This is a genomic window from Acinetobacter sp. UBA2063 (assembly GCF_002333245.1).
GTDB classification, from domain to species: domain Bacteria; phylum Pseudomonadota; class Gammaproteobacteria; order Pseudomonadales; family Moraxellaceae; genus Acinetobacter; species Acinetobacter parvus.
Genome location: NZ_DDAH01000171.1, coordinates 1 through 4,128 on the forward strand (window position 1 = coordinate 1; position 4,128 = coordinate 4,128).

General features: G+C 42.0%; 5 protein-coding genes. All 5 read right to left on the reverse strand.

Annotation, left to right across the window (positions count from 1 at the left end):
- The coding region (locus tag B4H32_RS08045; protein ID WP_286801646.1) for a GTP-binding protein at positions 1-602 on the reverse strand (602 nt) is incomplete at its 3' end.
- A gap of 44 nt (positions 603-646) precedes the next feature.
- On the reverse strand, positions 647-1,555 hold the full coding sequence (cysD, locus tag B4H32_RS08050; protein WP_004681142.1) for a sulfate adenylyltransferase subunit CysD: 909 nt from the start codon (positions 1,553-1,555) through the stop codon (positions 647-649).
- On the reverse strand, positions 1,548-1,646 hold the full coding sequence (locus B4H32_RS08055) for a hypothetical protein (protein WP_004677999.1): 99 nt from the start codon (positions 1,644-1,646) through the stop codon (positions 1,548-1,550). The genes cysD and B4H32_RS08055 overlap by 8 nt, the downstream gene beginning before the upstream one ends.
- Positions 1,647-1,874: 228 nt before the next feature.
- Positions 1,875-3,332 carry a capsule assembly Wzi family protein gene (locus B4H32_RS08060; protein WP_262574178.1) on the reverse strand — a complete coding sequence of 486 codons (1,458 nt, stop codon included), beginning with the start codon at positions 3,330-3,332 and terminating at the stop codon, positions 1,875-1,877.
- Positions 3,333-3,486: 154 nt separating this feature from the next.
- A partial coding sequence (locus B4H32_RS08065) for an amino acid--tRNA ligase-related protein (protein WP_286801665.1) occupies positions 3,487-4,128 on the reverse strand: 642 nt, incomplete at its 5' end.

Consider the following 4,128-nt stretch of genomic DNA (forward strand, 5'->3'; position numbering starts at 1 on the left):
AATACAATATTTTCAGGGCGGCGATTACCTAACTGGCTGACAAAGGCATCATATTCAACCTGAATTTCGTTGAAACGTGCTTCAGAGAACTCAACCAAGTCCATTTTGTTGATCGCGACCACGATATTTTTAATACCAAGTAAACTTGCAATAAAAGTATGACGGCGAGTTTGGGTTTGCACACCATAACGTGCATCAATCAAAATGATGGCAAGATCAGCCGTTGAAGCACCTGTTGCCATGTTACGCGTATATTGTTCATGCCCTGGGGTGTCCGCAATGATGAACTTACGCTTTTCAGTAGAGAAGTAACGATAAGCCACATCAATGGTAATGCCCTGCTCACGTTCTGCCTGCAAACCATCGACAAGCAAGGCAAGGTCTGGTGCATCGCCTGTGGTACCCACTTTCTTACTGTCACGGGTCACTGCCTGCAATTGATCTTCATAAATCAATTTTGAATCGTAAAGCAAACGCCCAATTAAGGTACTTTTACCATCATCGACATTACCGCAAGTCAGGAAACGCAACAGGTCTTTTTGTTCATGCTGTTTTAAATATGCCAAGATATCCTGGCTAATCAAATCTGATTGGTGAGACATCGCTCAAACTCCACAATATTTTGAAATCGAATTTGCCAAGTAACTTAGAAATAGCCTTCCTGCTTTTTCTTTTCCATCGAGCCAGCCTCATCATGGTCAATCATACGACCCTGACGCTCTGAACTGGTGGCTAAAAGCATTTCCTGGATAATTTCTGGCAAGGTATCCGCTTCAGACTCAACCGCACCCGTTAATGGATAGCAGCCCAGCGTACGGAAACGTACCGATTTCATTTGTGGAACTTCGCCCTCTTTTAAACGCATACGTTCATCATCCACCATGATCAACGTGCCACTGCGCTCAACCACTGGACGAACCGCAGAGAAATAAAGAGGAACGATTTGAATATTTTCCAGATAGATATATTGCCAAATATCCAACTCAGTCCAGTTGGACAACGGGAATACACGAATACTTTCGCCTTTGTTCACTTTACCATTGTAAAGATTCCAAAGTTCTGGACGCTGGTTTTTCGGGTCCCAGCGGTGCTTGGTGTCACGGAACGAATAAACACGCTCTTTGGCACGTGATTTTTCTTCATCACGACGTGCGCCACCAAAAGCAGCATCAAACTGATATTTGTCCAGTGCCTGTTTTAAACCCTGAGTTTTCATGATGTCGGTATATTTTGAGCTGCCGTGGTCAAATGGGTTAATTCCTGCCTCACGCCCTTCCGCATTTTGATGCACGATCAGGTCAAAACCATGGGTTTTTGCCATGTTGTCACGAAATGCAATCATGTCCTTAAATTTCCAGCCCGTATCTACATGCAGTAGTGGGAATGGAAGCTTAGCTGGATAGAATGCCTTTAATGCCAAGTGCAGCATTACTGCCGAGTCTTTACCAATCGAATAGAGCATGACTGGATTTTCAAATTCAGCAGCCACTTCACGAATAATATGAATACTCTCAGCCTCAAGCTGCTTAAGGTGAGTAAGTCTATTATCAGTCATGAACACATCCCTCCTTATCCATGTTACCCATAAAATCTATAAGTGGTATTAAACCACCACTTGGAAGACCGTGTGGAGGAACGAGTGCCATAACAACTCCAATTTTTCGTGATATTAATATTCTGCCTAGCGGATAAATGATCACGCTAACAAAGGTTATCCATTATAATAATTTAGATTGAGTTCTTTAGCTTGTTTTTTCATATAAATATGCAAAATTATGATATGAAAATTATATTCAGAAATATAGATACAACCTATTTCACATGAATTTAAACAAAAAAGAAGCCCATGCAGGCTTCTTTCTGAGTTGGTTAATTTAGAAACCGAACATATTGCGTTCCAGTGGAATTTCAACTCCTACCGAAACACCACCATCACGGCCATTTAAATCAGAGTCGCTGACCCAGCCATTCACTTTCAGTGGAAGTGTCGGTTTTATATAGTGTGTCCAGGTGAGGTCCAGCCCCTTAATGCTATCTTCTTTTGGAAATGCCGCATTAATGGCTAAATTGGACTGGTTTACTTTGGCATATAAGGCACGCCCACTTAGGCGGTTCATCACATCAAAGCGAATGTCACCACCAACAGAGTACATCTGCCCATCACCACCGATTGCATGTCCTAATGGGAAACCATGCTGATAATAACCATCTTTATATTGGTGATGACTATAAGAAATACCGCTCACCTGACCATTAGTACGTGTATCCGCCCACTCCATATAAAGCTGGTAAGGTAGATTTTTATAGCTTGAAGAAAAATCGGCACCTGCTAAATATAAATATTTTGCAGGTAAACCACCAGCTTCATCTTCACCAACAAATTGAGTATATAAACTGATAGGGAGATTAAATAATGGCTGTAGCAATAAACGACCATCGAAACCAGCAATTTGGTTTGATGCATTGTCGTCACCTACACATCCACTGTCATCACATCCGTTATCTTTACCAATAACAGCATTCCAATATGCCTTAAAACTATTAGGCTGACCTTTCCCAGCAATCTGGATTGCACGTGAAGCACCAAGCTCCAGATAAGGCAAAGGTTGTGCAGTTAAACGTAAACCGATCAGTTTTGTATTTGGTACAGCATTGTAATCGTCCAGTTGTCCTGCAAAGGCCTGATATTGCCAAGGACCAATCCATGATAGCCACTTTGTTTCAAAGGCATTCTGTACCGCACGCTGAGCGCTTATCCCGTAAACAGGACGGCTGGCATCACCACGAATCAGGCTTCCATCATGTCCCGGCCCCCAGTAAGTTGGGATTTGCCCAGCAATTAACCATTGATTCCAGAGTTTGCCCGCAAGATAGGAACCCTCGACATTGGCATCATGTCCATGATCAATCAATGGATCTTTTTCGCCATTGATACGCAACTTGGCATCCCAGTTCTCACCGCCAGCATTAAACTCAGCCGCAACCTGATATTGTGATTTTTGATTATCGCCAAATGTTTGGGGAATGGTTGTTAAGTCAGTACCAGCATATAAACCAACCTTGGCTGGCCCATTATCTGCCTTTAGCGCATGAATGACTGAATTAACTACTTTTTGCTGGGTGTTATTACTGACTTTCGCCTGCGCCAAGGCACGTTGAATTTCATCACCACTTAATGGCCAGGTCGAAGTACTGATCTGGATGACACCCTGCTGGTTTAACCAGTTTAAATCGGTACGCAAATTTTCATCATTTAGCACTAAACCTTGAGCAAGGGTAATAGAAGAAAAACAGGAAAATACTGCTATAGACAGTGATTTTTTTAAAAACATGCCAGAAATATTCTCAGATATATTTATACAGGCCATCATCGTTTTTTTATCTGCACTTTTCAATCATTAAACGAAACAATTACATTTTTTAACATCCAAACAAAAAGGCCACTTTTAAAAGCGGCCTTTTCAAGTATTTATAGGATTAAAAAAATTAATCTTTACGACGCATATGTGGGAATAAAATCACGTCACGGATACTCGGCGCATCAGCAAACAGCATAACCAAACGGTCAATACCAATTCCCTCACCTGCGGTAGGAGGCAGACCATATTCAAGTGCTTCCACAAAATCGGCATCATAATGCATGGCTTCATCATCACCCGCGTCTTTTTCAGCCACCTGTGCCTGAAAACGTTCAGCCTGATCAATCGGGTCATTTAGCTCTGAGAAACCATTTGCCAACTCACGACCACCAATAAAGAACTCAAAACGGTCAGTAATGTGTGGATTATCATCATTACGGCGTGCAAGTGGTGATGTTTCCGCTGGATATTCAGTAATGAACGTTGGCTGACGTAGTTTGGTTTCCACTGTTTCTTCAAACACAATAGTCTGCAATTTACCTAAACCAAATCCTGGTTTCACTTGTTCCTTAAGCACTTCCTGCGTGAACTTTGCCAGGAACTCACGATCATTGACATTATCAGGGGTAAAATCAGGATTATGCTCAAGAATCGCATCAAACATTGAGATTTTCCTGAATGGACCTTTAAAGCTAAATACTTCGCCTTGATATGGCACATCAGTCGTACCCAGAATATCAAGGGCCAGCTTTTCAAGCATATTTTCAGT